The following is a 26,081-nucleotide window of genomic DNA, read 5'->3' on the forward strand; positions in this document are numbered from 1 at the left end:
CCGGTTTCCCGGGAGTCGTGGGCCCCCTGGTGCAGGCAAAGGCCAGGGGGCTCTGCTTTGCTCAGATGAGCCCGTCCCAGCCCTCGCCGTGGCGGCGGAACGCGCCGCGGATGCGCTCCACGAGGGGCTCGGGCAGGGGGCCCTTCTCCAGGGCGCGCAGGTTGCGCTGGAGGTTCTCCGCGCGCGTGGTGCCCACGATGCAGCTCGACACCCCGGGCACGAAGGCGGCGAAGCGCAGGGCCAGCTCGCTCCAGTCCAGGACCTCGGTTTCCATGGCCATGGCGCGCATCCGGTCCCAGTACGTCGCGATGTCCGGGGCACCGGGGCGCTCGGAGAAGCGCCAGGGCGCGTTGCCCAGGGGCCGCTTGGCGATGACGCCGATGCCCCGCTCGCGCGCCACGGGCAGGCCCCAATCCATCACCTTCTGGTCGAACACGTTGACGGACGTCTGCACCGAGCCGAACGCCCCCGAGTACAGCGCCCAGCCCAGGGGCGCGTTGTCCCCCGAGTACGCGGCCACGCGCACCTTGCCCACCTCCACGGCGCGCTGGAGCGCGTCCACCACGCCGGGGCGCTCGAGCACGTCCACCGGGCACGAGTGGAAGTGGACGACATCAATGACGTCCGTGCGCAGCCGGCCCAGGGCCAGGTCAATGCCCTGGGTGATGCAGGGGCCCGTCCAGTCCTCCACGCCGGGCACGCCGTAGCCGCACTTGGTGGAGAGGACCACGTCCCCGCGCCGCCGCTGCAGGTAGCGGCCGATGCGCTCCTCGGACTGCCCGTAGCTGGGCGCGGTGTCGATGAGGTTGATGCCCGAGTCCAGCACCCCGTGGAGGAGGGCCTCGGCCTCGGGCTCGGACAGCTCTGGACTTCCCACCGGCCCCGCGCCAAATCCCAGGACGGAGACGTGAAGGCCGGTGTTGCCCAGAGGTCTGCGAATCATCATGTGCTCCCGTTGCCACCCCGCGCGGCCAGGTCGATGAAGCCGCGAATCCAGATGAGGTTGATGGCGTGGCAGGCTTCTAGCGGAGTCGCCGTGGTGGTCTCCAGTGCCGCGGCGAAGGGCACCCCGCTGCGCAGGAAGAAATCGGTGACGCTCCCGTCGTTGTACTCGATGAGGCCGTCCGGGTCGGTGCGGTTGACCTCGTCCACCTTCTCGTTGCGGATGACGCGGGCGTACGCCGCCGCGGCCTCCATGTGGCGGCGGAAGGGCGCCTTGTCCCCGAAGGTATAGGCGTACGTGGCGGCGCCCGGCAGGTAGTTGTCCTGGTGGATGTCGAGCGCGGCGGCCGGGGCGGGGTAGCGCGCGATGTCCGAGCGCACCGCGCGCGTCTCCTTGGGCCCGCCCTCGTACAGGGCCCAGCGCAGGAAGGCCTCGTCGCGGGTGAGCTCGCCCTTCCACACGCCGGGGGCCGTCTCGTAGCGCAGGAAGTCGTTGTTGGGCTTCTCGCCGCTGCGGTTGTAGCGGGTGCCGTCCTCGAAGCCCGAGGGGTTGATGCACGGGTACACGCGCAGCCCCACGCGCCGTTCACGGGCGTACACGGCGATGTCCTCGAAGTACTGGCACAGGGTGAGCGGGCCGGCGGGCTCCTCCCCGTGGAAGCCCGAGGTGATGACCAGCCAACGGTCCCCCGGCAGGGTGAGCCGGAAGAGCGGGTACTCGACACCGCCCTCGACGACTCGGGCGTACTCGTTCACCTCGGCGATGTCGGCGTAGCCGCGGATGCGGCGGGCGTATTCTTGATAGTTCTGGGGCACCCCGCCAGGGTACTCACCCGGCACCGGGCCGGGGGGCCGGATTGGACCCCGGTCCAGCCCCATGTGTGCTACCGCATGCAATCACCCGCTACCGGGCGTTCATGTGCTCACGGACGTCGGCCGTCACCTGCTGGCGCTGCTCGGGGGTGAGGACGCGGTGGGCCTCCAGGGCGGCGTCGGCCAGCTTGTGGGCGAAGGCCCGGAAGGCGTCCACGCGCGCGTCCACCAGGGCGTGCACGGCCTTGCTGTCCGGGTTGGGCAACTCCCACTGCTGGAGCAGCTGCTCCTTCGCGCCCTTCTGCTCCTCGAAGAGGCGCTTGCCGTCGTCGAAGAGCGAGTCCTTCAGCCCGTGGAGGGCCTGCTTCTGGGCGTCGGTGGCCTTGAGCTCCTCGAGCCGGTCATCCATCCGCCAGGTGATCATCTGCTTGACGCGCTCGGGGTCGCGAGGGCCCCAGCCCATGTGTCCGCCGCGGAAGCCCGAGAGGAGGACGACGGCGAGGACGGCGGAACCGGCGACGAGCAGCTTGGACGTGGTCTTCATGGCGTGATGCTCCAGGGGCCCCGCGAGGCCCCGCTTTTCCTGCGTGGACGCCGTCAATCGGCGATGGTGGACAGATTGCGCGGGGCTCATTTCGGGCGCTTTTTCGCCGGGTAAAGAAGTGTGAAGGGCTCGCGGGGGCGGGCTCCGGGCCCGTGAGGTCCCCAAGCCCGCTCGCCCGCCGGGTGGCCTGGCGGGAGGCCGCCGGGGTGCCATCCCAGGTAGCAGGCCCCGTGCTCCGTGCCCGACCTGATGGCTCCTTCACCGCCTGTGTGGGGCATGGCACAACGTGCCGGGGCCGATTTTCCGGCTCCGGACGCGTCGTCCGGCCAGAAACTGGCGAGCCCGGCGGCCCTGAACAAATGTGATGCTGTAGCCCCTCTTCCACACTACTTTCCTGCCATGTCCTTTACCCATCTCCACCTGCACTCCCTGTACTCGCTCCTCGATGGGGCGATCCGGATGAAGGACCTCATCAAGACGGTGAAGGAGAAGGGGATGACGAGCGTGGCCGTGACCGACCACGGCAACATGTTCGCCACCATCGACTTCTACAAGAAGGCCAAGGACGCGGGCATCAAGCCCATCATCGGGATGGAGACGTACGTCGCGGGTCCGAAGGGGCGCAAGGACCGCACGGAGAAGGTGGGCCACCACCTCATCCTCCTGGCCAAGAACAAGGACGGGTACGACAACCTCAAGTACCTCTCGTCCATGGCCTACCGCGAGGGCTTCTACTACCACCCGCGCATCGACAAGCAGCTGCTCAAGGACCACAGCAAGGGTCTCTTCGCGCTCACCGCGTGCCTGGGTGGTGAAGTGACGGGCGCGGCCTTCCGCGGGGACATGGACCACGCCCGCAAGGCGGCGCTCGAGTACAAGGAAATCTTCGAGCCCGAGCACTTCTTCCTCGAGGTGCAGTCCAACGGGATGCCCGAGCAGGAGAAGGCCAACGAAAACCTCAAGCAGCTCGGCCGCGACCTGGGCATCGGGCTGTGCGCCACCGCGGACGCGCACTACATCAAGAAAGAGGACGCGCGCGCCCACGAGCTCCTCATGTGCATCGCCAGCGGCAAGACGCTCGCCGACGGCAAGCGCATGAAGCACTCCACGGACAAGCTCTACGTCACCAGTCCCCAGGAGATGCTGGAGTACTTCAAGGACACCCCCGAGGCCGTCCACAACACCCAGCGCATCGTCGAGCAGATCAACCTGGAGCTGAAGCTGGGCAAGCCCATGCTGCCCACCTTCCAGGTGCCCGACAGCCACTCGCCCGACAGCTTCATGGCGGAGCTGGCCCGCGCCAACCTCGAGGAGCGCTTCAAGGAGATCGACCTGGCGAGCTATCGCGCCGGCCAGCCGCCCGTGGACCGCGAGCCCTACAAGGCCCGTCTGGAGCTGGAGATCGGCGTCATCCAGAAGATGGGGTTCAGTGGCTACTTCCTCATCGTTCAGGACTTCATCAACTGGGCCAAGCAGAACGGGATTCCGGTGGGGCCGGGCCGTGGCTCGGGCGCCGGTTCGCTCGTGGCCTACTGCCTGCGGATCACCGACCTGGATCCGCTCCCGTACAACCTCCTCTTCGAGCGCTTCCTCAACCCCGAGCGCGTGTCGATGCCCGACTTCGACGTCGACTTCTGCCAGGACCGGCGCGACGAGGTCATCAAGTACGTGGGCCGCAAGTACGGCGAGAACAACGTGGGGCAGATCATCACGTTCGGCTCGCTCAAGGCCAAGAGCGTGCTGCGCGACGTGTGCCGCGTGTTCGCGCTGCCCTTCAGCGAAGGTGACCGGATCGCCAAGCTGGTGCCCGAGGTGCTCGGCATCACCCTCAAGGACGCCATCGAGCAGGAGCCTCGCCTCAAGGAGATGATGGAGAAGCCCACCGCCATCGGGCAGGTGGACGGCAAGGACGTCACCACCAAGGACGTGCTGGAGATTGCCCTCGCGCTCGAGGGCCTGCACCGTCAGCCCGGCATGCACGCGGCCGGCGTCGTCATCGCCGACAAGCCGCTGTGGGAGTTCGTCCCCACCTACCAGCCTCCGGGTGAGGACACCCTCATCACCCAGTTCGCCAAGGACGAGGTGGAGGCCGCGGGCCTGGTGAAGTTCGACTTCCTCGGCCTCAAGACGCTCACCGTCATCCAGAACGCGCTCAACCTCGTCAACCGCACCCCGCCCAACGGCAAGCCCATCCTGCGCGAGGACATCCCGCTGCAGGGTGACGCGGAGGTCTGGAAGCTGATGGCCGAGGGCGACACGGCCGGCGTCTTCCAGATGGAGTCCAGCGGCTTCACCGAAATGGTGATGAAGCTCAAGCCGTCCTGCTTCGAGGACGTCGTCGCCGCTGGCGCGCTCTACCGCCCGGGTCCGCTCGACTCGGGCATGGTGGACGTCTTCATCAACCGCAAGCACGGCCGCGAGCCGGTGGTGTACCCGCACCCCGCGCTGGAGCCCGTCCTCAAGGACACCTACGGCGTCATCGTCTACCAGGAACAGGTGATGCAGATCTCCCAGGTGCTGGGAGGCTACACCCTGGGCCGCGCGGACCTGCTGCGCCGCGCGATGGGCAAGAAGAAGGCCGAGGTCATGCAGGCCGAGCGGGCCGGCTTCCTCGAGGGCTGCAAGAAGAACAACGTCGACCTGAAGGTGGCCGGCGAAATCTTCGACCTGATGGAGAAGTTCGCCGAGTACGGCTTCAACAAGAGCCACTCGGCGGCCTACGGCCTGGTCACCGTCCACACGGCGTGGCTCAAGGCACACTACCGCGTGGAGTTCATGGCGGCCCTTCTCACCAGCGAGAAGGACAACACCGACAAGGTGGTGCTGCACATCGGCGAGGCCCGGCAGTCGGGCGTGCAGGTGCTGCCGCCGGACGTGAACCAGTCGGACATGGCCTTCGGCGCGGTGGAGGGAAAAATCCGCTTCGGCCTGGGCGCCATCAAGGGCGTGGGCGAGGGCGCCATCGAGTCCATCGTCGAGGCGCGCAAGGAAGGGCCCTTCAAGAGCCTGTTCGACTTCTGCGAGCGCGTGGACTCGCGCAAGGTGAACCGCAAGGTGCTCGAAGCGCTGGTGAAGGCGGGCGCCTTCGACTTCGAGAACCGCCCGCGGCGCCAGCTCTTCGAGACCATCGAGCGCGCGATGAGCCGCGGCTCCAGCAGCCAGAAGGACAAGGCCGCGGGGCAGAGCTCGCTCTTCGGGATACTGGGCGGGGGCGCCTCGGCCGCCGGCGGCGCGATGAAGAACGACTACGCCCAGGTGGAGGAGTGGCCGGAGAAGGAGCGCCTGTCGCTGGAGAAGGAGTCCATCGGCTTCTACGTGTCGGGCCACCCGCTGCACCAGTACGACAAGGAACTCAAGCGCTACGCCCGGCCCATCACCGCGGTGCAGCGCGCGCGCAAGGACGAGAAGCTCACCATCGCCGGCATCGTGGCGGCGCTGCGCGAGCGGCCCACCAAGACGGGCAAGCGCATGGCGTGGGTGACGCTGGAGGACCTGTCCGGCTCCATCGAGCTGGTGTGCTTCCCGGGCAAGGACGGCACGCGCAACGTCATGGGCAAGGACGGCAAGTGGACGAAGTCGGGGCCCAAGCCCGGCTTCGAGCACTGGGAGCCGCTGCTCAAGAGCGATGACCCCATCCTCGTGACGGGCACCGTGCAAATCAACCAGCGCGACGAGGACACGCCCGTGGTGGAGCTCATCGTCGAGGACATCCAGAGCCTCAAGGCCGTGCGCGAGAAGCGCACCAGGCGGCTGGAGCTGCGGCTGCCGGTGGACCTCGCCACGGACGAGCGCATGGCGAAGCTGGCGGAGCTCGCCAAACAGTACGCGGGCGCCACGCCGGTGGCCGTCAGCCTGCTCTTCACCAACGAGGCCGAGGCGCTCATCGGCAACACGGCGCTCAAGGTGCAGGTGAGCGACGAGCTGATTCAATCCGTGGAGCGGCTCTTCGGCATGAAGGTGGTCGAGTTCGGCTGAGCGCGGGCGTGGACGCTGCCCGGGCGTTCTGTTCATAGTGGCCCTTCCTCACGAGGGAGGGCTTTCCATGGCCACGGCATACGCGTCTCTCCGGCTCGAGCAGGCGGAGGGCATCGCCGAGGTGGTGCTCACCGGCCCCGGCAAGGGCAATGCGCTCGGACCGGACTTCTGGCGCGACATGCCCGAGGTGCTCCGGGCGCTCGACGCGGATGACTCGGTGCGCGTCATCCTCCTGCGCGGCGAGGGTGCCCACTTCACCTATGGCCTGGACCTCATGGCCATGACGGAGTCGCTCGGGCCGCTCATCATGGGCGAGGGCAACCTCGCGCTCGAGCGCACGAAGCTGCTCCAGCTCATCGAGAAGATGCAGGCCGCCACCGAGGGGCTCGCCCGCTGCCGCAAGCCGGTGCTGGCGGCGGTGCACGGCTGGTGCATCGGCGGGGGCATGGACCTCATCGCCGCGTGCGACTTCCGCTACTGCTCCCGCGAGGCGAAGTTCTCCCTGCGCGAGGTGCGCGTGGGCATCACCGCGGACCTCGGCGCGCTCCAGCGGCTGCCGCGCATCATCGGCGAGGGGAACACGCGCGAGCTCGCCTATACCGGCGGCGACGTCGACGCCGAGCGCGCCCTCCAGATGGGCCTGGTGAACCAGGTGTTCGCCACCCCCGAGGAGCTGCTGGCCCAGGCCCGGGCCACCGCCCGGAAGATCGCCGACAACCCCCCGCTCGTGGTGCAGGGGGCCAAGCAGGTGATGGAGTACTGCGCGGACAAGTCCGTGGCGGACGGCCTGCGCTACGTGGCGGTGTGGAACTCCGCCTTCCTTCAATCCAATGACCTCGCCGAGGCCTTCGCCGCGTACGCCGAGCGGCGGCCTCCGCGCTTCCAGGGGAGCTGAGTCACATGGCACAGGGTGTTTTCCGGGACGGTCTGCTCGCGGGCAAGGTGGCCTTCGTCACCGGGGGGAGCAGTGGCATCAACCTCGGCATCGCCGAGGCCTTCGTGAAGGCGGGCGCCAAGGTCGTCATCAACGGCCGCAACGTGGAGAAGCTCGAGGCGGCCGTGAAGGGCCTCCAGGCGCACGGCACCGCCATGGGCCTGTCCGCCGACGTGCGCCAGTACGACGCCATGGAGAAGTCCTTCCAGCAGGCGCGCGACGCGTACGGGGAAATCGATATCCTCGTGTGCGGCGCGGCCGGCAACTTCCCCGCTCCCGCCGTGGGCATGTCCTCCAACGGCTTCAAGTCCGTGCTGGAGATCGACGTGCTCGGCACCTTCAACGCCTGCCGCGCCGCCTTCGAGCACCTGCGCAAGCCGGGCGCCTGCGTGCTCAACATCTCCGCGCCCCAGGCCTACCTGCCCATGGCCATGCAGGCCCATGTGTGCGCCGCCAAGGCCGGTGTGGACATGCTCACCCGCACCCTCGCCATCGAGTGGGGTGGGGTGGGCGTGCGCCTCAACTCCATCACCCCCGGCCCCATCGAGGACACCGAGGGCATGCGCCGGCTCGCCCCCTCCAGCGACTCGCACGAGAAGCTCTCCCGCGCCCTGCCCCTGCAGCGCTTCGGCACCAAGCAGGATATCTCGCAACTCGCGCTTTTCCTGGCGTCGGACGCGGCCTCGTACATCACCGGCTCCATCATGGTGTGCGACGGCGGCCAGTCCCTGCTCGGCTCTGGCCTCATGCTCCAGGCCATGGGAATGTGAGAATCCCACGGCAGCAAGGTGCCGAGCTCGTCTCCTGACGCTTCGTTTTTCCAGCAAGAGAGTGTCTGGTAGAACGCACTGCGTCCCCGCCACTTTTCCCCCCCTGGCGGGTTCGGTTCTTCCTCAATCAGGAGACGTTCATGATGCATGGCCCCCCCACGCTCACGCGATTGGTCGCGTGGAGCGTGTTGTTGCTCGGTCTCACTTCCGGGTGCGGCGCGAGTTGTGGTGGAGACCCCGTCACCCCGCCCCCCGTCACGCGCGAGATGCCGGACGCGGACCGCTCGTCGGTGGCGGTGAGCAAGGCGCTGGGCGTGAGGGCCAATGGTACGGAGTCCGTCGGCATCCAGGTGACGGTGCGCAAGGCGGACGGCACGGCGCTGGCGGGCCGCACGGTGAAGGTGTCCGTCTCCGGCGAGGGCAACACCGTGACGCAGCCGGCGGGCTCCACGGATGACGAGGGCGTGGCGACGGCGAAGCTGACGTCCACGGCCGCGGGCACGAAGAAGGTGACGGTGTCGGTGGAGGCCGAGGGCGGCCCGGTGACGCTGTCGTCCCAGCCCACCGTCGAGTTCGTCGTGCTGCCGGCCTCCAAGCTGGCCTTCACCTCGGCACCCGCGTCCGGCACGGCCGGCGCGACGCTGGGCGTGTTCGAGGTCACCCTCCAGAACGCCGATGGCGAGACGATGACGGACGCGAGCTCCACCGTGACGGTGGCGCTCGCCTCCGGTCCGGCGGCGGCCACCCTGAAGGGGACGGCGTCGGCGGTGGCGGTGAACGGTGTGGCGCGCTTCTCCGAGCTGGTGCTCGAGAAGGCCGGCGAGGGCTACATGCTGGTGGCGAACGCCGAGGGCCTCACGGGCGCGGCGAGCCCGATCTTCACCGTGGCTCCCGCCGCCGCCGCCTCGCTGGCGGTGACGGCCTCGGCGGAGCCCGTGATGGCGGGCAGCGCGGCCAGCCTCGAGGTGGTGGTGCGCGACGCCTTCGGCAACGAGGCGGTGGGCTACACCGGCACGGTGGGCTTCTCCTCGGATGATGCGTTGGCCACGCTGCCGGCGGACTACACGTTCACCGCGGCCGACCTGGGCCGCCACACCTTCACGGACCTCGTGCTGAAGCAGGTGGGCACCCGCAGCGTGACGGTGCAGGACTCGGTGGACGCGGCCCTCACGGACTCGGTGGAACTCGCCGTGGTGCCGGGTGCCGCCAGCCAGCTCGTCTTCACCCAGCAGCCGCGCAACCACTCGGTCCGTGCGCCGTTCGGGGTCCAGGTGGTGCTGGCGGACGCCTTCGGGAACCGGGTGCTCGCGGGGGCTCCGGCGGTGTCGCTCTCGCTCAACAACGGGGGCACGCTGGCGGGCCTCGTGTCCGTGGCGCCGGTGGATGGCGTGGCCTCCTTCTCGGGCCTGTCCATCGCCGAGGAGAATTCGGGCTACGTGCTGACGGCCTCCGCGGCGGGTGGCGCGTCCGGCCTCAGCGAGGCCTTCACCATCATCGACGACGTGAAGCCCTCCGTGCCGGGCCTCGCGCAGACGGGCGCCACGCCCACCTCGCTCACCGTGCGGTGGACGGCGGTGGGGGATGACGGCGATGCCGGGATCGCGAGCGGCTATGACCTGCGCTATTCCACGGCGCCCATCGCCTCGGACATGGACTTCGACGCCGCCACCCCGGTGTCCCTGGGGGTGAGGGTTCCCCAGCCGGCCGGCAGCATCGAGTCGGCCACCCTCACCGGCCTCACCCAGGGCACCACCTACTACGTGGCCCTGCGGGTGACGGACAACGCGGGCAACGCCGCGCTCTCGGCCTCGCTCATGGCTTCCACGCCGTCCCCCACGGCCTCCAAGCTCGCCTTCACCGTGCAGCCCAAGAGCGGCACGGCCGGCACGCCCCTGGCCACCATCCAGGTGGAGATCCAGGATGCCGATGGCCTGGTCGTCGGCAACGCGACCTCGGCGGTGGCGCTCACCGTGAAGGGCGTCACGGGCTTCGATCCCTCCCCCGTGGCGGCGGTCAATGGCGTGGCCACCTTCACCAACGTGCGCATCGACAAGGCGGGCACGGGCTACACGCTGGAGGCCACCTCGAGCGGCCTCACCCTCGCCACCAGCACTTCCTTCGATATCGCTCCCGCGGCGGCCGCGAGCCTGGAGCTCTCGGGCCTGCCCTCGACGGTCGTCGCCCGTACCGAGCAGAGCGTGACGGTGACGGTGCGCGACGCCTACGGCAACCTCGCGGAGGGCTATACCGGCACGGTGTCGTTCGCCTCCAGCGACGCGGCGGCCACCAGTCCGGCGAGCTACGCCTTCACCGCCGCGGACAAGGGCCAGCACACCCTCCCGGGCGTGATTCTGCGCACCGAGGGCTCGCAGTCCCTCACGGTGTCCGCCCCCGGCCTGACGGACGGCAAGCAGACGACCGAGGTGACAGCGGCGCCCGCGGGTAAGCTGGTGCTGACGGGCCTGCCGTCGGAGGTCATCTCGGGCGACACGGTCTCCGTCACGGTCGAGGTCCTCGACGGCTTCGGCGCGCGTGACACCGCGTACACCGGCACGGTGCACTTCACGTCCTCGGACGCGAGGGCCGTGCTGCCCGCGGATTACGCCTTCACGGGCACCGACGCGGGCCTCAAGACGTTCTCCGTGAAGCTGCTCACCGCGGGCGCGCCGTCGGCCACCACCTCGCTCACGGTGACGGACACGGTGAAGGCGGCGTACACCGCCACGGCCAGCACCACGGTGAAGTGGAGCGGCGTGGCGAAGCTCGTGCTGGAGTCCCCGGACACCGCGAAGGCCGGCACGCCGGTGAGCGTGAAGGTCTCCGCGCTGGATGCCCAGGACAACCTCGTGAAGGACTACTCCGGCACGGTGGCCTTCTCCGCGGACGCGGACCAGGCCGTGCTGCCGGCGGATTACGCCTTTACCCCCACGGACTCGGGCAGCCGCCTGTTCAGCGTCACGCTGAAGAAGGCCGTCTCCACGAAGCTCACGGTGACGGACGCGGCCAATTCCCTGAGCGACTCCCATACGCTGGCCGTCTCCGCGGAGTCGGCCTCGGAGCTCGTGCTGGTGGTGTCGCCCACCGGGCCGGTCCTCGCTGGCACGGCGCTCTCCTTCGACGTGACGCTGAAGGACTCCTTCGGCAACCTGGCCACCGGCTACCGGGGCACCCTCGGCTTCACCTCGAACGACGCGCAGGCGGTCCTCCCCGCCAGCACCCCGTTCACCTCCACGGACGCGGGCCACAAGGCCTTTTCCGTGACGCTCAAGACGGCGGGCGCGGACCAGACGGTGTCCCTGCAGGACGGGGCCAGCCCCTTCCTGGCCGCGACGGCCCACGTCCAGGTCGACCCGAATACGCCCGCGAAGCTCGCCTTCGTCGCTCAGCCCACGAACGCCCGGGTGCGCACGGCGCTGGCGCCGGTGAGCGTGCGCATCACCGACACGTACGGCAACACCGTCAACACCGGCACTCCGGATGTCACCGTGGCCCTGGCGGGTGGTAATGCCAGCGCCGTGCTCTCGGGCACGCAGCCGGTCAAGCCCGTCGCGGGCATCGCCACCTTCACGGACCTGTCCGTGGACCAGCAGGGCACGGGCTTCCGGCTCGACGCCATGGGCGGGTCCCTGAACGGCGCCAGCAGCAACACGTTCACCATCACGGACGACATTGCTCCGGCCACCGTGTCGCTCTCCGTGTCGGACAAGACGAGCACCCAGCTGGCGCTGAGCTGGACGGCTCCGGGGGATGACGTCCTGGTGGGCGACTCCACCAGCTACGACCTGCGCTACTCGACGAGCCCCATCACCGCCGCGAACTTCGATGCCGTCACGGCGAGCCTCACGGGCCTGTCCCAGCCGCGGGGCTCCACGGAGTCCGTCCTCGTCACCGGGCTGAAGCCCTCGACGCAGTATTACTTCGCGCTGAGGATCAAGGACGACGCCACCAACGCGAGCCTGTCCTTCGCGAACGCGGCGGACACGACGACCAACGTGGACCCGTGCGCCGGCTACGTCTGCCCGGTGACCGCGCCCACCTGCGCTCCGGACGGGGTGTCGCGCATCACCTACACGGAGACCTGCGTCGACGTGAGCAACACCGCCACCTGCCAGGAGTCGCAGACGTCCACCGCCTGCACGGGCAGCAATGCCGTCTGCTTCAACGGCACGTGCGACACGGCGGCGAAGCCCGCGGCCAACCAGCTGCTCGTCACCGAGGTGATGCACTCGCCCTCGAGCACCGCGGCCACCCCGGCCACCGAGTACTTCGAGGTGACGAACACCACGAGCAACCTGCTCAACCTCAGCGGCCTCACGGTCACCTACAAGAACGCCGCCGGCACTCCGCGCTCCTTCCTGGTGGACGCGGGCGGTGTCCCGCAGGTGATCGGCCGCAAGGGCACCTTCGTCCTGGCGTCCGACAAGAACACGGCCACCAACGGTGGGGTCTCGGCGAGCTACCAGTACCCGGGTACCATCGTGCTGGACGGCTCGGGGCAGATCACGCTCGTCAATGGCGGCACGACGGTGACGGACTTCGGCTACACGTCGAGCTTCCCGCAGACGGCGGGCAAGGCGATGAGCCTCTCGTCGCTCATCGTGGGCACCCGCTCCGACGGTTACCCCTGGTACTGGTGTGACTCGGACGTGCTGCTGTCGGGCGGCGACTACGGCTCGCCCAACGCCGCCAACTCCGCGTGCGGCATGACGGCCACCCCGTCGCTGAACTTCTGCAACATCCAGTCGCCGAAGACGGTCCCGTCCACCCCCGTGGGGACGCCCATCACCATCACCAGCCAGTTCCGCGGGGTGAGCGTGACCGACCGGAACATGGCGGGCAACGACATGTACCCGTTCGTGTTCGCCGAGCTGGGTTACGGCACGGCCTCGACGTCCGCCACCACCTGGACCTGGGCGCCGATCGCGTACGACGGCAGCTACAGCCCCCCGGTGAGCGACTACGACCAGACGGTGGGCACGCTGACCATTGGCACCGCGGGCTCGTACAACTACGGCTTCCGGTACTACTTCAAGGACCCGGTCACCGGGACGGCCTCGGCCTACGTGTACTGCGATGCGAACGGCATCGCGGCTCCGGCCAGCGGCGTCTTTGGCACCGTGACGATCACCTCGACGACTCCGCCGGGGATCGCCAACCACGTGGTCATCAGCGAGTTCTCCGGAGGCAATGGTACGGGGACGGCCGCGACGGACGAGTTCATCGAGCTCTACAACCCGACCGATAGCCCGGTGGACCTCAATGGGTGGACGGTGCAGTACAAGTCGGCCACGGGCACCACCTACAGCAGTTCGGTGACGATCCCCGCGGGGACCTTCATCCAGCCCAAGAAGTACTTCCTGCTCGGGGGTGCCAACTACAGTGGCACTGGCACTGCGGCCAAGGATCTCGGCTACACCTTCGACACGTCGGCATCGACCACGGCGGGTGGTCACGTGCGCATCGGCCCGGGCCTCGATCCGGCCAACGCCAACGACCCGAAGACCGTGGACAAGCTGGGGTGGGGCACCGGGAATTCGCCCGAGGGCACCGCCGCTCCGGCGCACCCCGCCGTGGGTGGCAGCCTCGAGCGCAAGGCGGTCAGCACCTCCACCTCCGCCACCATGGCCGTCGGCGGCACCGATGCCTCCCGTGGCAATGGCTACGACACGGACAACAACTCGACGGACTTCGTGACCCGCGCGGCGCGTCAGCCGCAGAGCTCCACGAGCGCCACCGAGACGCCGTAGTCGCTCACACCGTTGAGCGCTGAGAGGGGCCGCTCCGGGTAACCGGGGCGGCCCTTTTTCTTTGAATTCGAGAAGAGCGGCACCCCGGCTCCGGGCGTGACAAGTGGGCGTTGGCTGGTGGACATCGGACACCGGTTCGTTTCAGGTGGAGGGCTGTCCGTGGGGGGCCCCATCGTGGCGGCGGAGCTTCGGCTGTAGGGTGCCCGGGCGCCCCGCCGTGGAATGGCCGAGCACGGCGCCAGGGCACGGAGGCAGCGGCGCCAGGTGTTTCTCGAACAGTCATCTTCCGTTCCACCGAAGGCCGCCCATGTCGGAGGAAACATGAGCGCGCGCGTCACCTTCGACGACTCGCTCTGGCCCCTGCTCATCCTCCGCGCCAACGGCGTGATGACGGACAAGCAGTACGAGGGGTTCCTCACCCACTCCAGCACCTTCGTGGAACGGGGCGAGCGCTACGTCAGCATCACGGACATCGCCCAGGTGGGCATTCCCTCGGCCGCCCAGCGCGCCATGCAGGTGGAGTGGCTGCGCAAGCACGACGCGGAGCTGCGCGAGCGGGTGCTCGGCAACGCCAGCATCATCACCTCGGCGCCCGTGCGCCTGTCGCTGAGCCTCGTCTTCCACCTCAAGCCGCTGCCCATGCCCAATGCCGCCGTGTCCGACATGGACTCGGCCTTGCGGTACGTGATGGGCAAGCTGGAGGAGCACGGCCTGCGCTCGGACGCCGAGCGCATCCGGCACCACTTCGGCCTTCCGGGCGCCCAGGCGGGGTGAGCCCCGCATACACGAAGGCCCGCGGGCGGGGTGCGCGCCGCGGGCCTCCGGGGTGACGCCGTCAGCTCAGGGGCTCACGAGCCCGCGGTGGGCGTCTGCTTCACCTGCCAGATTTCCTCGGCGTACTGCTTGATGGTGCGGTCCGAGGAGAAGATGCCCGACTGGGCCACGTTGTGGATGGCCATGCGCGTCCACTTGTCCTGATCCTTGTAGGTGCGCGCCACCTCCTGCTGCTTCGCCGCGTACGCGCCGAAGTCGGCCAGCACCAGGTAGCGGTCCTCCTCCAGCAGGCTGTCCACCAGCGGCTTGAAGAGGTTCTTGTCCTCGGGCGAGAAGAAGCCCGAGCCGATGAGATCAATCGCCTCGCGCAGCTCCACGTTGCGCTCGTACTCCTCGCGGGGCTGGTAGCCGGCGCGCTTGCGGGCGATGACCTCGTCGGCGGTGAGGCCGAAGAGGAAGAAGTTCTCGTCGCCCACCTGCTGGCGGATCTCCACGTTGGCGCCGTCCAGCGTGCCCAGCGTGAGCGCGCCGTTCATCATGAACTTCATGTTGCCGGTGCCCGAGGCCTCCATGCCCGCGGTGGAGATCTGCTCGGAGACGTCCGTGGCGGGGATGATGCGCTCGGCGAGGCTCACCCGGTAGTTGGGCACGAAGAGCACCTGGAGGCCCGTGGTGCCCGCGTCGCTGTTGACCACCTCGCCGATGCCGTTGATGAGGCGGATGATGAGCTTGGCCAGGTGGTAGCCCGGCGCCGCCTTGGCGCCGAAGAGGAACACGCGCGGGGCGATGATGGTGCTCGGATCCCTCCGGGCCTTCATCCACAGCGACACGACGTGCAGGGCGTTGAGCAGCTGGCGCTTGTACTCGTGCAGGCGCTTGATCTGCACGTCGAAGATGGCGTTCGGGTCCAGGTTCACCCAGCACTGGTCTCGCAGGTAGCGGGCGAGGTCTTCCTTGTTCTGCTTCTTCACCTCGGCGAAGGCCTTGCGGAACTCGGCGTCCTCCGCGTGCGGCGCGAGCTTCTGGAGCTGATCCAGGTCCGTGGTCCACCCCGGGCCGATGCGGCTGGTAATGAGCTTGGACAGGCGGGGGTTGCTCCACGCGAGCCAGCGGCGGGGCGTCACGCCGTTGGTCTTGTTGTTGAAGCGCTCGGGGAACATCTCCGCGAAGTCCGGGAGCACGTCGCGGCGCAGCAGGTTGGTATGCAGCTCGGCCACGCCGTTGACGCTGTGGCTGCCCACCACCGCCAGGTGCGCCATGCGGATCTTCTTCTCCGGGCCCTCCTCCACGAGGCTCATCCGGCGCATCCGGTCATGGTCGAACGGGTAGCGGATCTGCACCTGGCGCAGGAAGCGGTGGTTGATTTCGTAGATGATTTCCAGGTGGCGCGGCAGCAGGCGCTCGAAGAGCGTGGCGGGCCACTTCTCCATGGCCTCGGCCAGGAGCGTGTGGTTGGTGTAGCCGAACGTGGCCTGGGTGATGTTGAAGGCGTCGTCCCACTGCAGGCGCTTCTCGTCCACGAGCACGCGCATCAGCTCGGCCACGGCGATGGCCGGGTGGGTGTCGTTGAGCTGGATGGCCGCCTTCTTGGGGAAGTCGTTGAAGTCGGTGTGGCTCTTGAGGTAGCGCCGGACGATGTCCGCGATGGAGCACGCCACGAAGAAGTACTGCTGCTTGAGGCGCAGCTCCTTGCCGGCCTGGAAGGCGTCGTTGGGGTAGAGGACCTTGGAGATGACCTCCGAGTCGTTCTTCTCCACCACCGAGCGCTCGTAGTCGCCGGCGTTGAAGAGCAGGAGATCGAACTCCTCGCTGGCGCGCGCCTGCCACAGGCGCAGGGTGTTGACGGTGTTGTTGCCGTAGCCGGCGATGGGCGTGTCATAGGGCACGCCCACCACGGTCTTTCCGCCCACCCAGCGCGCCACGGGCCGGCCGTCGGCGCCCTGGTGGTGCTCCACGCGGCCGAAGAAGCGCACCGGCACCGCCTTCTCCGGGCGGACGATTTCCCAGGGGTTGCCGAACTTCAGCCACTCGTCGGCGCGCTCCACCTGGTAGCCGTCGACGATGTCCTGGGTGAAGATGCCGAACTCGTAGCGGATGCCGTAGCCCATGCCGGGGTAGCCCAGCGTGGCCAGCGAGTCGAGGAAGCACGCCGCCAGGCGTCCCAGGCCGCCGTTGCCCAGGCCCGCGTCCGGCTCCATCTCGATGAGCGAGGTGAGGTCCACCCCCACCTCGCGCATGGCCTGCTCGGCGGCCTCGTACATGCCGATGTTGATGAGGTTGTTGCCCAGCGCGCGACCCAACAGGTACTCGGCGGACAGGTAGTACGAGCGCTTCACGTCCTGCTCGTAGTAGGTGCGCGCGGTGCGGACCCAGCGGTCCGCGAGCCGGTCGCGCACGGCGAGCGACAGGGCCATGAAGCGGTCGTGGGCGGTGGCCGTCTCGGGGTTCTTGCCGCGCGAAAAACGCACGTGCTCGAGGAAGCCGCGGCGCACGTTGCGCGGGTCCAGCCCGGTGCGGTTGGGCTCACGTCCCGTGTCGTTCGTATCGGACGCGGAGGTGGGCGGCAGGTCGGCGACGGGGAGGGTGGACATACGAGGTGCTTTCGGTTCGTGATGGGAAAACGTTGAGCCCGGTAGGGTAGAACGAGCCGCAACACCTCGCACCGAAAGAAAAAATGCGTGCTCCCAGGGCGGGCGGGCACTCCGGGCCCGGGGGGGCGCTGGAATGCGGCTCGGAGTCCCGGGGTTTCCGGGGAACGGACCCGCTCCGCCGCCCGGCCCGAGTCCTGGCCTTCTCGCCGCGCCATCACCCGCCGGCCGGCCCGAGGAGCGAGCGGGGCGGCTCTGGCGCTCGGGGGACGTCTCCTCGGAGCGCGCGACGTGCGGAGACCTCGCCGTGCCGTGAAGGACTTGGTAGGAAGCAGGTGCGCCCAGGTCCTGCCCCCGGCCTGGAACCCAGAAGGTCCTTTCATGCCCAGTGACAAGCGCGACCTCGCCCAGCGGGTGGCCCTCTGCAAGCCGGAGGACACCGTGCGGGGCTTCATCTTCAAGTCCGTGTACGGACTGGTGGAGCAGCGCTCGGGCAGCGCGGGCATGGACCGGATGCTGCAGCAGCAGCGGCTCAAGAAGATGCCGGTGGACTTCTTCTCCTACCCGGCGGCGGACTTCCTGCGGATGCTGTACACGGCGGTGGACGTGCTCGAGCCCCTGTACCCCAGCCTGGAGGATGCCTTCCGGGCGTGCGGGGCCTCCACGGTGACGGGCTTCTTCGGCAGCTACGTGGGCAATACGCTGATGAAGCTCGTGGGGCTGGGAGACCCCAAGCGCGTCTTCTCCTCGGTGGACACCATCTACTCCACCCTCGTCAGCTACGGGACGCGCTCCTGCGAGGACCTGGGAGACAACCGCCTCCGGCTGCATTACCGCGGGGACATGCAGCCCATCTACTTCCACGAGGGCGCCCTCACGCAGGCGCTGCTCGTGTTGAGGGGCAATGGCAAGGTGACGGGCCGGGCCGTGGCCCTGGACCACGGGGAGTACCTGCTCGAGTGGTCCTGAGCCCGGCCCGGGTGCCGCTCAGCGCCGCTGGCCCGCCCAGAAGATGTTGGTGTCCGTCGAGTCGGTGGTGAGCTCGAGCGTGCTCATCCCCCGCGCGGGCTCGCCCTCGCACAGCACCTGGAAGCGCTCCTTGGTGCGGTGGATGACGTTCCAGTCGCACACGTACTCCATGAGCGAGCGCCAGGGATTGCGCTGGTGGAGGTTGGTGAGCAGCAGCAGGCCGCCGGGCGCCAGCAGCGAGGACATCATGTCCAGGAAGCGGGTCATGACGTTCTCCTTGAGGTAGTCGAGGATGCCCGCGGCGATCACCACGTCCATGGGGCCGTCCGGGTGGTGGAGCTTGTCCAGGGAGTCGCGGTAGCGCAGCAACTGGTAGGTGGAGACCTGGACGAAGCGCAGTTGGGGCGTGGGGACGCCGCCCCGGGGCATGCGCGCGAGCTTCTCGAAGTGCTTGCGGCAGTAGTCGAGCGGGGCCGGATCGAAGTCGCACAGGGTGTAGGAGCCGGTGCCGCCCATGGCGGTGTGCTCGCGCAGGGTGTGCTCGGGCCCGCAGGCGAACGAGAGCACCCGCAGGGGGCGTCCCAGCTGCTTTTCCCGCTGGCTCAGGTGGCCCAGGAGCCAGGGCGGACGCGCGCGGTGGGCCTTGGCGGGCCCGCAGTCGAGCGCGTACTGGGAGAGCAGCCGGGCCATGGTGGCCACGCCCCGATCCTCGCCATCGAAGATCATCTCCACCGTGGCGTAGTCGCCGGGGTAGCCCAGGGGCTTGTCCACGCACCGCCGGATGAGGGGGCTCTGCAGGAAGAAGGGCTGGACGGCCGAGCGGTGGTGCTCCAGCGCCCGCTCGCGCTCTTCGTCCGTGAGCCGGGTGTCCAGCCCGGTGAGGTGCGCGAAGTGGCTGTTGAGCCAGGCGGTGACCTCGGGGATGCGCCTCTTCAGCAGCGCCGCCTGCTCCTCTTGCATGGCCTGGCGCTGCTGGGGATCCCGGGGGAAGCGCGCCAGGCGCTCGGGGAGCCCGTGTTGCAACTCTTCACTGAGCCGGACGAGCCCACGGTGGAGCTCCTCGGCGGTCTGGATGAACTCGGCGATAGCGGACATTCAGTCTTCGGGGGTTGGGGGGGATTACGCGGGGGCGTAACGGCCCAGCCTATCAGACAGGTCGGCTATCGAGCAGTGGGCTCACCCGCTTTCCCTGGAGTCCCTGGAGAGCGGGAACCAAGGAGCAACCCTACATCCCAGGTCAGATGGTTTAACGGGAAATTTCTACTGCGGGGCGCTCACCGCGGCGGCGGCGACGGAGACGGAGTCGAGCTGCTGGGCGAGAGGGGAAATCTTCGCGTGGAAGTCGGTGAGCAGGCCCTTGGGGAGGGGCTCGGTGCGCGGGAAGTTCTGGTTGAGCGGGTTGACGTAGTGGCCGCTGCGCTTGAGGGCGTAGTGCAGGTGCGGGCCCGTGCTGCGGCCGGTGTTGCCCGAGTAGGCGATGACCTGCTTCTGGCTGACGCGCGAGCCCACGCGCACGCCGGAGCCGTACTTGGACAGGTGCAGGTAGCACGTCTCGAAGCCGTTGGTGTGCCGCAGGCAGACGGTGTTGCCGCCCGCGCCCGTGTTGTTGGCCACGGTGACGGTGCCGTCCGCCACGGCCCACACCGGCGTGCCGATGCCCGCCGAGTAGTCCACGCCGTTGTGCGCCTTCACGTACTGGAGCACCGGGTGGAAGCGGCTGCCGAAGCCGCTCGTCACGTGCGCGTACTTCAGCGGGCTCTTGAGGAAGGCCTTGCGCGCGCTCGCCCCGTCCTCCTGGAAGAAGCTCGCCTTGCCGTCCGGCAGCTCGTAGCGGAACACGCGCTTGCGGCCCACCGACTCGCCCTCGTACGTCGCCGCCAGCACCTCGCCGTAGCGCAGAATCCGGCCCTTGGAGACGAACTTCTCCACCAGCGCCCGCGCCCGGTCTCCCTTGCGCACGTCCCGGTAGAAGTCGATGTCCCAGGCGAACACGTCCGCCAGCACCATGCCGATGACCGGGTCCTCCCCCGCCGCCAGCGCCGCCTCGTAGAGCGAGTTGTTGATCTCCAGCGACACGAGGCCCACCTGCTTCTCCACCTCGATGGCCCGCTTGCTGCCCACGAACTTGTCGCCGTCGCGGCGCACCTGCCACTCGTCCACCGAGCTCTGCCGGTAGTCGAAGAAGTCCAGCTCGCCCGCGCGCATCACCAGGCGGAACTGGTCTCCGACACGCGACTTGCGGAAGTCGAACACGCCCTCGAGCGCGTTGATGAGCGCCCCCACCTGCTCCGGGGGAAGGCCCGCCTGCTGGAGCGCCGCCGCGAGCGGCTGGTTGGGCTCGATGCGGCGGTTCTTCACGCTGTAGGTGGTCGAGGCTTCGGCGAACGGGGCGGCGAGGAGCACACCCAGGCACAGGACGGTAGCGGCGAGTCTCATGGGGCTCGCGCAGTGTAGTGGAGCTACAGGCCTGTTTCTAACTTCCGGCCGCGCATTTCCCCGTGTCCACGGGGGCTCGGCTGGTTGGCTGGTTCCTTCGCTCCGGGCACACGGTGGATTTGCGGCACGGTGGGAAGGAGCGGGGCCCTCGCTTCCCTCACCCCGTCCCTCTCCCGGTGGGAGAGGGGTAGGGGGCCGAGCTCGAGGGTTACAGGTCGATCTTCTTCTCGGTGTGGTTCTGCCCGTCGAAGCGCAGCAGCACACCCTTGTTGTCGTACTTCGTGATGATGCACGTCGGCCGGCGCCACAGCGACTGCAGGTTGCGCAGCGTCTCGCGCGCGTAGTCGCCCTTCAGGTCCTGCCCGTCGTGCTTGTGCGCCAGCAGCAGCTCGCCCCGGTTCTCGTAGTTGCCGTCCACCACCTCGATGATCGGCTGACCGAAGTTCGTGAGCCCCTGCAGCAGCTTGTTCTTCACCTTCCGGAACTCCCGGTCGAGGATCTCCCACGAGTTGCGCTTCTCGTTGAAGCCGTAGACGAAGAGCTTCTGCTCGATCGCGAACTCGGCCGTGAGGAACGTGTCGATGAAGGTGATGTCGTTGTAGTGCTTGCGCACCTCGAAGATCTTCTCGCGGCCCGCGCCCAGCTTCTTGTCCCACGAGCGGCGCGCGCGCAGGTCATCGCACTCGTCCCACTCCTTGCCGAAGCGGCCCTTGTTCCAGCGCTCCTCGATGTCCCGCCACAGCTCGATGCCGAGCTTGTACGGGTTGAGCGCGCCGGGGCGGGTGCCCATGGTGCCCGAGTGCCGGTCCGCGTAGTCGATGACCTCGTCATCCTTGAGCGCGCGCCGGGTCATGATGGTGGAGTGCCAGTAGCTGGCCCAGCCCTCGTTCATGATCTTGGTCTGGCCCTGGGGCGCGAAGTAGTAGGCCTCGTCGCGGATGATGGAGAGGACGTCGGACTCCCAGGGCTCGAGCGGGGCGTTCTCCAGGAGGAACAGGAGCACGTCGCGCTGGGGGCGCTCGGGGAACTTCTTGGCCCGCTGCTTCTCGTCCTCGACCTTCTTGCGCTGGCTGTCGAGGAACTCGGAGGGGTTGATGAAGCCGCGCATGTACTCGCGGTCCACCTTGAAGCCCTCCACCCGCTCGTTGGACTCCATCTCGTCCTCGGCCCGCTTGGGGTCGGGGTTGCGGCGGATGTGCGGCGCGTGCTGGTCGATGAGGTTCTCCAGCGACAGCGTCCGGTCGATGAAGTCCTCCACCTTCTCCACGCCAATCTTGTCGATCCACCGGCGCACGCGCGTGGCGTGGTTCGCCATGCCGTCGATCATCCGGCGGTTGGTGTGGCGGAAGGAGAAGTTGTTCTTGAAGAAGTCGCAGTGCCCGTACACGTGGGCCATCACGAGCTTCTGGTCCACGTCCGAGTTGCTCTCCAGCAGGTACGCGTAGCAGGGGTCGTTGTTGATGACGAGCTCGTAGATTTTACTGAGCCCGTACTCGTACCCCTTGGACAGCTGCTCGTACTCCATGCCCCAGCGCCAGTGTGGGTAGCGCGTGGGGAAGCCACCATAGGAGGCCACCATGTTGAGCTCGTCGTAGCTGACGACCTCGAAGATGGTCTCGAAGAAGTCGAGGCCGAACTGGCGGGCGTAGCCCTCGATTTCCTCCTTCAGCTTGGCCAACGGCGGGGTGAGGCTCTTGGGCATCGCGAGCTCCGGGGGGCGTGGGCCGCCTTAGCGGCCCTTGCCGAGGAAATCCTTGATGGAGACGTAGATGGCGTCCTTGTCGGCGATCTCGCTCAGGGCGACGTTGGTGGAGTCTCCGATGGCCTCGCGCAGGTCCTTGATGAACTGGCCGCTGCCGTAGGGGCTCTCCACCTGGCCGTAGGCGAACTGATTGACGCCCGGGAGGATGTCCTCGCGGAGCATCTCGATGCACTGGCGCGTGTCATCCGCGCTCCAGTTGTCCCCGTCCGAGAAGTGGAACGGATAGATGTTCCACGCGCTCTTGGGGTAGTCGGCCTTGATGATGTCGCGGCACAGCTTGTAGGCGCTGGAGATCATCGTGCCGCCGGACTCGCGGGTGTGGAAGAAGGTATCCCGGTCCACCTCGCGCGCCACGGCGTCGTGGATGATGTAGCGCGACTCCAGGCCCTTGTATTGGTGGCGCAGCCACGTATCGAGCCAGAAGCTCTCGATGCGGACGATCTCCTTCTGCTCGTCCCCCATCGAGCCCGACACGTCCATCATGTAGATGATGACCGCGTTCGTCTCCGGCAGCTCCTGCAGCTTGTAGCTGCGGTAGCGCCGGTCCTCGCGGGTGGGGATGATGATGGGCCGCGCCGGGTCATACGTCCCCATGGCGATCTGCCGCCGGAGCGCCTGTTTGTAGGTGCGCTTGAAGTGGCGCAGCGACTCGGGGCCGGTGGTGTTGACGCCGGTGTACTTGATCTTCTGGGTGACGATCTTCTCGTTGTGCCGGCGCTCGATGTTGGGCAGCTGCAGCTCCTCCCCGAGAATCTGCGCCAGCTCGTCGAGGGTGACGTCGACCTCCAGGGAGTGGTCGCCCTCTCCCTGGCCGGCCTGGTGCCCATCTCCGGGCTGTACCGAGCCCGGGGAGAGCTGCTGACCCACCTCACCGTCTCCCTGCCCGACGCCGCCCTGCTCCTTGTGGCCGTACTTGAAGTGGGGAATGTCGATGAAGGGAATGGGGATGGCGATGGTGTCCTTCCCCTTCTTCCCAATCATCTCCCCCTTCTGCACGTACTTGCGCAGGTTGGATTTGATCTTCCCGCGGACGATCTGTTTGAAGCGCGAGTGGTCCTGGTGGATCCGCAGCGACACGACAACCCCCTTTGACTACTCCTTGGCGTCACCGCGGGCGAAGATGCTGGCCACGAAGTTGAGCACGTCCGTGGAGCAGATCTCGCAGTAGCCGTAGTTCTTCATCAGCCGGTCCTTGACCAGGTCGATCTTCTCCTGGGTCTCCTTGTCCACCACCGTGGACACGAGGTTCTTGAGCTTGATGCTGTCCTTCTGGTCCTCGAACAGCTTGAGCTCGAGCGCCTTGTGGAGCCGCTCGTTGGTTCGGTAGTTGAAGCTCTTTCCATCCACGGCGAGCGCGCCGATGTAGTTCATGATCTCCCGGCGGAAGTCGTCCTTGCGGCTGTCCGGGATGTCGATCTTCTCTTCGATGCTGCGCATCAGGCGCTCATCCGGCTCCTCGTAGAGGCCGGTGTACTTGTTGCGGACCTTTTCCTTCTGGGTGTAGGCCTTGATGTTGTCGATGTAGTTGCCGCACAGCTTGCCGATGGCGTCCTCGTCGGCGCTGATGGCGCGCTGGACCTCGTTCTTGACGATGTCCTCGTACTCCTGCTTCACCGAGGTGAGCATCTCCTTGAAGCGCTTGCGGGAGTCCTCGCTGTTGATGAGCGAGTGGCCCTTGAGGCCGGCCTCCAGCTCGTTGAGGACCATGAAGGGGTTGATGCAGCCCTCTCCCTTGTCGCTCACCAGGGCGTTGGAAATCTTGTCCTGGATGTAGCGGGCGCTGATGCCCTCGAGGCCTTCACGGGAAGCCTCCTTGCGGAGCTCCTTGATGTTGTCCTCGGTGAAGTTGGGGAGCGTCTTGCCGTTGTAGAGCTTGAGCTTCTGCAGCAGCGAGAGGTTGTGCTTCTTGGGCTCCTCCAGGCGCGTGAGCACCGCCCACATGGCCGCCATCTCGAGGGTGTGCGGGGCGATGTGCTTGCCCTTGATGGCGCGGGAGTTGAAGTCCTTCTCGTAGATCTTCACCTCCTCGGTGAGCTTGGTGATGTACGGGATGTCGATCTTCACCGTACGGTCACGCAACGCCTCCATGAACTCGTTGGTCTCGAGCTTCTTGTACTCGGGCTCGTTGGTGTGCCCGATGATGACCTCGTCGATGTCCGTCTGGGGGAACTTCTTGGGCTTGATCTTGTGCTCCTGGGAGGCGCCGAGGAGGTCGTAGAGGAAGGCCACGTCGAGCTTGAGGATCTCGATGAACTCGATGATCCCGCGGTTGGCGATGTTGAGCTCGCCGTCGAAGTTGAAGGCGCGGGGATCGGAGTCGGAGCCGTACTCGGCGATCTTGCGGTAGTTGAGGTCGCCGGTGAGCTCGGTGGAGTCCTGGTTCTTCTCGTCCTTGGGCTGGAAGGTGCCGATGCCGACGCGGTCCTTCTCGGAGAGGATGAGGCGCTTCACGATCACGTGCCGGATCAGCTTCTCCCAGTTCCCTTCGTACTGGGTGAGGAAGTCCTGGAAGGTCTTCCGGCAGAACGGGCAGAGGCTGCCCGTGTTGGTGATGCGATAGTCGCGCGGCGAGAGGCGGCGGTTGACCTCCGCATACACCGCCTCCTGGCTCTCCAGCGGGATGAGGTGCAGCGGGTCCTCGTGCATCGGGCACCACTGGACGCTCTCGTGGCCGATGGCGGCGAGGTCCGGCTTCCACCCGAACGTGTAGAGCGCGCCCTCCGGCTGGCCCGAGTACTGCTCGACGCCCTTCTTCATCAGCCGCGCGATGGTGGACTTCGAGGAGCCGACGGGACCGTGCAGGAGGAGGATGCGCTTCTCCGTCCCGTAGCCGAAGGCGGCCGACTTGATGTTGTGGACGAGGCGCATGAGGGGCGCGTCCAGGCCGAACACGGCGTCGCGTCCGCCGTCGATGGGGTCGTCGAAGAGGCGGTAGTGCGCGTAGCGCTCGTGCTGGCGCGTGTACTCCGTCACCCCGTGCGAGAGGATCATGTCGAAGAGCCGCTGGTAGGCGTTGCGCGCCACCCGCGGGTTCGCCATGACGACCTCCATGTAGTCGGCGAGCGTGCCCGTCCAGTGGCGCTCCCGATATCCCTGGAGGTCCTGCTTCTGCTTGATGAGGCTGAGGAGGACGTCGGCCCCGGCGACTCCCATATCAGATCCCCCGTGGCGGGGTCGCCCGACCCGGTCAGGGCGTGGCGCCCCGATCCCGCGACGACTAGAGGAAGACGCGTGCGTCGTCGATCAGGGTACGGTAGGACGGCGGCGCTATGCAAGGCCCATCGCCGCCGGCGCGGATCGTCCGTGTATCTTGTGGGACTCCGCGCGCGCACGGATTACACGATCCCGGCGCGCCGTCGCCGCCCTCCGGGGAAAAGCGCGCCATTCCCGCGGGCCTTCGCCCTTCACGCGCGTGGAACCGTCCTTGCACAGTGGGGCCCATCCCCCCGACCCCCGACGAGGTAGGCCGATGGCTTTGAACCTGATGAAGGACAGGGGCACCCCCCTGGACCGCCAGCGATTCACCTGGCGCGAGCTGGTCCAGCCCCCGACGAGCAAGCTCAACGACGACGCGTTCACCCGCGTCCGCGTCATCCTGATGAACGGCATCGAGTCCGAGGCGCTGCGCTTCTCGCACTCCTGCGCCCGCATGAACAAGGACCTGCAGCTCGCGCTGGCGCGCGTGCGCCGGGTCGAGCAGCACCAGCAGACGATGGTGAACTGGCTGCTGCCCGCCGACCTCTCGCCCCTGGAGACGACGATCGCCTTCGAGCAGGTCGCGATCGAGGTCACGGCCAGCGTGGCCCGCCACGAGCCCGACGAGTACC

The 26,081-nt window shown here is 67.8% G+C and carries 15 protein-coding genes and 1 pseudogene; 7 read left to right on the plus strand and 9 right to left on the minus strand.

Annotation, left to right across the window (positions count from 1 at the left end):
• Positions 1-61: 61 nt before the first annotated feature.
• The 3 genes from ACJ8AN_RS17775 to ACJ8AN_RS17785 form a co-directional block, all read right to left on the minus strand.
• Positions 62-943, minus strand: a complete 882-nt coding sequence (locus ACJ8AN_RS17775) for an aldo/keto reductase (protein WP_407756570.1) — start codon at positions 941-943, stop codon at positions 62-64.
• Positions 943-1,758 (minus strand): hypothetical protein, encoded by an 816-nt coding sequence (locus ACJ8AN_RS17780; protein WP_407756571.1) that lies wholly within the window; start codon positions 1,756-1,758, stop codon positions 943-945. Before ACJ8AN_RS17780 ends, ACJ8AN_RS17775 begins: the two co-directional genes overlap by 1 nt.
• A gap of 88 nt (positions 1,759-1,846) precedes the next feature.
• A complete protein-coding gene (locus ACJ8AN_RS17785) occupies positions 1,847-2,299 on the minus strand; it encodes a Spy/CpxP family protein refolding chaperone (RefSeq protein ID WP_407756572.1) in 453 nt (150 codons plus the stop codon).
• Positions 2,300-2,698: 399 nt separating this feature from the next.
• Between ACJ8AN_RS17785 and dnaE the strand changes: the two genes are divergently transcribed.
• The 5 genes from dnaE (at position 2,699) to ACJ8AN_RS17810 (ending at position 14,499) form a co-directional block, all read left to right on the plus strand.
• The gene (gene dnaE / locus ACJ8AN_RS17790; protein WP_407756573.1) at positions 2,699-6,274 is read left to right on the plus strand and encodes a DNA polymerase III subunit alpha; all 3,576 of its coding nucleotides are present in this window, start codon (positions 2,699-2,701) and stop codon (positions 6,272-6,274) included.
• A gap of 67 nt (positions 6,275-6,341) precedes the next feature.
• Positions 6,342-7,169 carry a crotonase/enoyl-CoA hydratase family protein gene (locus ACJ8AN_RS17795; RefSeq protein ID WP_407756574.1) on the plus strand — a complete coding sequence of 276 codons (828 nt, stop codon included), beginning with the start codon at positions 6,342-6,344 and terminating at the stop codon, positions 7,167-7,169.
• A gap of 5 nt (positions 7,170-7,174) precedes the next feature.
• A complete protein-coding gene (locus ACJ8AN_RS17800; RefSeq protein WP_407756575.1) occupies positions 7,175-7,978 on the plus strand; it encodes an SDR family oxidoreductase in 804 nt (267 codons plus the stop codon).
• 140 nt (positions 7,979-8,118) lie between these two features.
• Positions 8,119-13,725 carry a lamin tail domain-containing protein gene (locus ACJ8AN_RS17805; RefSeq protein ID WP_407756576.1) on the plus strand — a complete coding sequence of 1,869 codons (5,607 nt, stop codon included), beginning with the start codon at positions 8,119-8,121 and terminating at the stop codon, positions 13,723-13,725.
• Between the two features lie 321 nt (positions 13,726-14,046).
• Positions 14,047-14,499 (plus strand): hypothetical protein, encoded by a 453-nt coding sequence (locus tag ACJ8AN_RS17810; RefSeq protein WP_407756577.1) that lies wholly within the window; start codon positions 14,047-14,049, stop codon positions 14,497-14,499.
• 74 nt (positions 14,500-14,573) lie between these two features.
• Here ACJ8AN_RS17810 and ACJ8AN_RS17815 read toward each other — a convergent pair whose 3' ends face one another.
• The gene (locus ACJ8AN_RS17815) at positions 14,574-17,090 is read right to left on the minus strand and encodes a glycogen/starch/alpha-glucan phosphorylase (RefSeq protein ID WP_407756578.1); all 2,517 of its coding nucleotides are present in this window, start codon (positions 17,088-17,090) and stop codon (positions 14,574-14,576) included.
• A gap of 378 nt (positions 17,091-17,468) precedes the next feature.
• On the opposite strand from ACJ8AN_RS17815, the gene ACJ8AN_RS17820 reads away from it, so the two are divergent.
• Positions 17,469-18,056 carry a TIGR02265 family protein gene (locus ACJ8AN_RS17820; RefSeq protein ID WP_407756579.1) on the plus strand — a complete coding sequence of 196 codons (588 nt, stop codon included), beginning with the start codon at positions 17,469-17,471 and terminating at the stop codon, positions 18,054-18,056.
• An 18-nt stretch (positions 18,057-18,074) separates the two neighbouring features.
• Here the strand turns inward: ACJ8AN_RS17820 and ACJ8AN_RS17825 are convergent, their stop codons facing one another.
• The 5 genes from ACJ8AN_RS17825 to ACJ8AN_RS17845 all read right to left on the minus strand — a co-directional run bounded on the left by ACJ8AN_RS17825 (position 18,075) and on the right by ACJ8AN_RS17845 (position 25,407).
• A complete protein-coding gene (locus ACJ8AN_RS17825) occupies positions 18,075-19,151 on the minus strand; it encodes a class I SAM-dependent methyltransferase (RefSeq protein ID WP_407756580.1) in 1,077 nt (358 codons plus the stop codon).
• 165 nt (positions 19,152-19,316) lie between these two features.
• Positions 19,317-20,492: a peptidoglycan DD-metalloendopeptidase family protein gene (locus ACJ8AN_RS17830; RefSeq protein ID WP_407756581.1), complete on the minus strand. Its 1,176-nt coding sequence runs from the start codon at positions 20,490-20,492 to the stop codon at positions 19,317-19,319.
• 208 nt (positions 20,493-20,700) lie between these two features.
• The gene (locus tag ACJ8AN_RS17835; RefSeq protein ID WP_407756582.1) at positions 20,701-22,194 is read right to left on the minus strand and encodes a SpoVR family protein; all 1,494 of its coding nucleotides are present in this window, start codon (positions 22,192-22,194) and stop codon (positions 20,701-20,703) included.
• 27 nt (positions 22,195-22,221) lie between these two features.
• On the minus strand, positions 22,222-23,331 hold the full coding sequence (locus ACJ8AN_RS17840; protein WP_407756583.1) for a DUF444 family protein: 1,110 nt from the start codon (positions 23,329-23,331) through the stop codon (positions 22,222-22,224).
• A gap of 15 nt (positions 23,332-23,346) precedes the next feature.
• Positions 23,347-25,407, minus strand: coding sequence for a PrkA family serine protein kinase (locus tag ACJ8AN_RS17845; RefSeq protein ID WP_407756584.1), 2,061 nt, complete (start codon positions 25,405-25,407; stop codon positions 23,347-23,349).
• Between the two features lie 316 nt (positions 25,408-25,723).
• Between ACJ8AN_RS17845 and ACJ8AN_RS17850 the strand changes: the two are divergent.
• Positions 25,724-26,081 (plus strand): annotated as a pseudogene (locus ACJ8AN_RS17850) (hypothetical protein); the annotation flags it as partial.

It is taken from the genome of Archangium sp. (assembly GCF_045802675.1).
Taxonomy (GTDB): Bacteria; Myxococcota; Myxococcia; order Myxococcales; family Myxococcaceae; genus Archangium.

Coding starts and splice junctions, on each gene's coding strand:
- ACJ8AN_RS17815 (WP_407756578.1), bottom strand. CDS start 17,090: ATGTCCACCCTCCCCGTCGCCGACCTGCCGCCCACCTCCGCGTCCGAT.
- ACJ8AN_RS17775 (WP_407756570.1), bottom strand. CDS start 943: ATGATTCGCAGACCTCTGGGCAACACCGGCCTTCACGTCTCCGTCCTG.
- ACJ8AN_RS17835 (WP_407756582.1), bottom strand. CDS start 22,194: ATGCCCAAGAGCCTCACCCCGCCGTTGGCCAAGCTGAAGGAGGAAATC.
- ACJ8AN_RS17830 (WP_407756581.1), bottom strand. CDS start 20,492: ATGAGACTCGCCGCTACCGTCCTGTGCCTGGGTGTGCTCCTCGCCGCC.
- ACJ8AN_RS17820 (WP_407756579.1), top strand. CDS start 17,469: ATGCCCAGTGACAAGCGCGACCTCGCCCAGCGGGTGGCCCTCTGCAAG.
- ACJ8AN_RS17800 (WP_407756575.1), top strand. CDS start 7,175: ATGGCACAGGGTGTTTTCCGGGACGGTCTGCTCGCGGGCAAGGTGGCC.
- ACJ8AN_RS17845 (WP_407756584.1), bottom strand. CDS start 25,407: ATGGGAGTCGCCGGGGCCGACGTCCTCCTCAGCCTCATCAAGCAGAAG.
- ACJ8AN_RS17805 (WP_407756576.1), top strand. CDS start 8,119: ATGATGCATGGCCCCCCCACGCTCACGCGATTGGTCGCGTGGAGCGTG.
- ACJ8AN_RS17825 (WP_407756580.1), bottom strand. CDS start 19,151: ATGTCCGCTATCGCCGAGTTCATCCAGACCGCCGAGGAGCTCCACCGT.
- ACJ8AN_RS17810 (WP_407756577.1), top strand. CDS start 14,047: ATGAGCGCGCGCGTCACCTTCGACGACTCGCTCTGGCCCCTGCTCATC.
- ACJ8AN_RS17785 (WP_407756572.1), bottom strand. CDS start 2,299: ATGAAGACCACGTCCAAGCTGCTCGTCGCCGGTTCCGCCGTCCTCGCC.
- ACJ8AN_RS17795 (WP_407756574.1), top strand. CDS start 6,342: ATGGCCACGGCATACGCGTCTCTCCGGCTCGAGCAGGCGGAGGGCATC.
- dnaE (WP_407756573.1), top strand. CDS start 2,699: ATGTCCTTTACCCATCTCCACCTGCACTCCCTGTACTCGCTCCTCGAT.